This is a genomic window from Nostoc flagelliforme FACHB-838, from assembly GCF_014698065.1.
Lineage (GTDB): Bacteria > Cyanobacteriota > Cyanobacteriia > Cyanobacteriales > Nostocaceae > Nostoc > Nostoc flagelliforme_B.
Genome location: NZ_JACJSI010000525.1, coordinates 1 through 3,490 on the forward strand (window position 1 = coordinate 1; position 3,490 = coordinate 3,490).

Below are 3,490 nucleotides of genomic sequence, written 5' to 3' on the forward strand. Positions count from 1 at the left end.
ATTTGTCGTGTAATTACGTATGCTAATTGTAAATAAAATTACTTCATACACAAATGTAAGTTTTAGCGATCGCTGGTTTTTGATCCGACCTCACAAAATCGCGTTGCTCCCCTTGTGTGTTTAGTCGCTGTAGCTTCTTCAATCATTATATTTTGCTCGATTTCAGCAATAAATTACCCCCATGAACGATTACCGTCTGCTCAACGTTTGAACGCTAGCAACTTGGATTCTCCGTTCCGGATTAGCCAGAACACCTGCTTTGATAATCCCAACTGGTTCACCGATAATTTGCTCTAGCTTTTCGGCAGCTTGAGATATCAACTCAATCCGATGGGCAATGACTAAAACTTGCTTTCCTTGTTCAAAGAATTTATGAGAAATATGTGCAAAACACACCGTTTTTCCGGCGGCTGTGGGGAGTTGTCCAAGCACCCGCCTATTACCTTTCTCCCAAGAATTCCAAATATCTTTTATCCACTGATGTTGATAATCTCTAAGTTCGTAGGTAACAGGCATTTAATCTACCTCAACAAGAATTTTTCTCTCGTGGGAATATTGCTCATTATGCCACAAACTCTTCAAGTTAAGATATCGATAATCCCAACTCTAAAAGTAGTAAAAATAGTGAATAGTCTTATAAAGTTGATATTCCGAATGGAACAGGCGACAAAGGCTAGTCGAATTATTGTGCGCTGATTAGATATCTTTGTCAATGTTGCTAAATGTTAAAGGAAAATGTAAAAAAATAAATAGTTACGTGAAAGCAAGGGCTAGAAGCAGGTTCTCTTTACTGCTGATTTAGGATTGTGGAAATATTCTTATCAATTGTAGTAATATAGCTTCTAAGCTATTTAGCGCAGCGTTAGTGGTTCTTTGATGTTCATCAAAATGACGCTGATGTTCTTCAAAATTTCTTTGTTGCTGTTCCTGACTATCACGTAATTCAAGTAACACATCATCTAAAACTGCACTACGGCTTAATACACGGTCAACATTATTTGTTAAATCATTTACATTATCAGTCAAATTATCAATTTTAGTGGTTAGTGCTGCTATAGCTTCAGTATTCCTAATAGCCAATACTTCAATACGGTCTAGTCTATTTGGTGCTTCAAAATCAGACATAAGTATTTATTCCTTATTTTTAATAAACAAATAAAAGTATGAACTAGTGTACATTCGCTGGTGAACCTGATTCCACTAATATAGGTCAATTTCAACTAAATAGAATACTTCTAGTAACTCTACTAGATCCACTACCGCAAGAAAAGTTAAGGAAAATCCCGCGAGGTCTTATGAACTTAAGCATTCAACAGATTGTGCCGGAGGACGTTGCATTAATGGAAGCTCTATTAGCGACCTTTGGTGAGGCGTTCGATGAGGTGGAGACATATAAAAATCCCCCTAGCGCAGACTACCTGCGGCAACTGCTCGATAGTGACTACTTCATTGTGATCGCTGCATTGAAAGAAGGTGAGGTCGTTGGCGGTCTTACTGCATACGAGCTTAAAAAGTTCGAGCAGGAGCGCAGTGAGATTTACATCTACGATCTAGCTGTTGCCTCTGCACACCGACGGCAGGGGATCGCAACGGCATTAATTCAGAAGCTGAAGGAAGTAGCAGCAGCTTATGGGGCTTATGTCATTTTCGTCCAGGCGGATATCGGTGACGATCCAGCCATTAAACTTTATACAAAGCTGGGCGATCGCGAAGACGTATTGCATTTCGACATACCAGTTAATGGCGGCAATGACAATGCCTAATGCTTATCCGAGTAGTGGCTTTTCGAGAAAAGCATATTAGAGAGCTTTCAATTCTCATCTACGCTTAAATCAATTACCTCTAAAACATTGGGCAACCATCGGACGTGTTCAATGATTTTATCGTGAGTCCGAGCTTTATCTCTTGTGACAGTACCCCAGAGTTTACCTTTTTCAGTCAAATGCCAAATGTTCTTTTGGCGTTGTTTGCCTGTAGAATCAATCTTGATTTCGACTTGTTTACACTGTAGTCCAGCAGACTCCAAAACGCGATTGACCACTTCTGGTCTTACAGGCTTGGGCAGTCCATTACGCTCGGCATAGATTTTCCCTAGTTCAGTTGGAGGCAGGTGTCGGTCGGGAGTTGCAACGATTTCTTGAATTGCTCCGACCAACTCCTGTGCCATTGGGGTTATTTCGGGACGCAGCGCTTGTACACCTCGAAGGATGGTGATGGTTTGAAGTTCTGCACTGAGGCGAGTGCCAGACAGAATCTTTTGTCCAAAGTTAACGAGTTCATCAAGCGTGGGTTTGGTATTTTGTTGCTGGTTTGGCTTTGGCATTTCGTATCTGCCAGTGCGCCGCAGTGACGGAAGAACTTCGTGAAATACCCAACGCTGGAAGCGCTTGGCAACTGGTTTACGGGATTTAAAAATCAAGCGGTAAAGTCCAGCTTCAGTTACTGTAAGCATTTCTTGTTCTCCACCAAGGGTACTGACAATGGCAGTACCCTTTTCATCAACGTCCAATCCTCCATCAAAATACTCACTGCCATCGGCTGATGTTCGCTTTCTACCATTGACAGCAACGGAAGTATCAATGTCTAATATTGCACAGACATCGGCAGCGACCCATTCTGGTTTCTCTGGTGTGCCAACGAACCGAACTTCTGAGACTCAAACACGAAAACTGATAAGTCTGACATAACTAAAATCTCTCCTTTATTGTTATCAAATTGCTCAAAGTTGATGTTGAGAATCAGCCGTCAAGTTTAAATTTGTAAATTAATCCTTGATGGTCAGTTTGGTGGATAAGTGTAACAATTGCTGTTTTTAATTCAGAGGCGCGCTCATTCTCTCCCAACTCTTTGAGAATAAAATCTTCAAGTGTTAAATGCCGTGTTCGCTCCAATTTATCAATCATTTGTTGAGTAGGACTCAAGGGTGTAGCTGTAGTGCTCTCAACTGTTGTCGTTCTTGGGTTGATAACGAATCTCCTGTTGGCTTATCATTGTCCCTGTCAAGAGCAGAGTAATTAGGTAACTCAGGCATTGCGCCCCATGTGGAATTACCACCAAAGAACACAGCACGGTTGCATGGAGAAGCTTTAATCAAAGTGTTTATTTTCTCTAAATCAATCATTTCTAGAATCGGTGATTTTTTCCATTGTTTTAAGACATTAGTATTCCGATCAGAAATAATAGCGACTGCCGTAATTTGACTAGTAGCAGACAAATTTAACCCCAATGGGCCAACGTAAGGTGATTGAGCAAGTAACCAAACATTCTCCTTGCTAGAACCGCCGAGTGAAGAAATATGTAAAATCAATGTGCCAATCCGCTCGTTTCGGCATTTTTTAGCTGCATCTCCAAGAGTAGAACCTTCATCATTCCCTTAGAGGATGTTTTAAAAGTAGGGTAATGTTGTAAGAAAGCTCACAAAGCTTATGCTGAGATTTGTAGAAACCAGCACCTTGTGAGCAAATGACTAAAGCATACCGTAGCAATTTGA

Annotated in this window: 6 protein-coding genes; 1 reads left to right on the forward strand and 5 read right to left on the reverse strand. The window is 40.9% G+C overall.

What is annotated here, in order from left to right:
• Window positions 1-189 precede the first annotated feature (189 nt).
• Window positions 190-516 carry a DEAD/DEAH box helicase gene (locus H6G97_RS47975; RefSeq protein ID WP_190947365.1) on the reverse strand — a complete coding sequence of 109 codons (327 nt, stop codon included), beginning with the start codon at window positions 514-516 and terminating at the stop codon, window positions 190-192.
• Between the two features lie 282 nt (window positions 517-798).
• Window positions 799-1,125 (reverse strand): hypothetical protein, encoded by a 327-nt coding sequence (locus H6G97_RS47980; RefSeq protein WP_190947366.1) that lies wholly within the window; start codon window positions 1,123-1,125, stop codon window positions 799-801.
• Window positions 1,126-1,295: 170 nt separating this feature from the next.
• Between H6G97_RS47980 and H6G97_RS47985 the strand changes: the two genes are divergently transcribed.
• Window positions 1,296-1,763, forward strand: a complete 468-nt coding sequence (locus H6G97_RS47985) for an AAC(3)-I family aminoglycoside N-acetyltransferase (protein ID WP_190947367.1) — start codon at window positions 1,296-1,298, stop codon at window positions 1,761-1,763.
• 47 nt (window positions 1,764-1,810) lie between these two features.
• Here the strand turns inward: H6G97_RS47985 and H6G97_RS47990 are convergent, their stop codons facing one another.
• From H6G97_RS47990 to H6G97_RS47995, 3 genes are all read right to left on the reverse strand, one after another.
• Complete coding sequence (locus H6G97_RS47990; RefSeq protein ID WP_338422014.1) at window positions 1,811-2,590, reverse strand: BRO-N domain-containing protein; 780 nt, start codon at window positions 2,588-2,590, stop codon at window positions 1,811-1,813.
• Window positions 2,591-2,738: 148 nt separating this feature from the next.
• Window positions 2,739-2,903, reverse strand: a complete 165-nt coding sequence (locus H6G97_RS52050; protein ID WP_206759178.1) for a hypothetical protein — start codon at window positions 2,901-2,903, stop codon at window positions 2,739-2,741.
• Window positions 2,904-2,917: 14 nt separating this feature from the next.
• On the reverse strand, window positions 2,918-3,307 hold the full coding sequence (locus H6G97_RS47995) for a hypothetical protein (RefSeq protein WP_190947368.1): 390 nt from the start codon (window positions 3,305-3,307) through the stop codon (window positions 2,918-2,920).
• Between the last annotated feature and the right edge of the window lie 183 nt (window positions 3,308-3,490).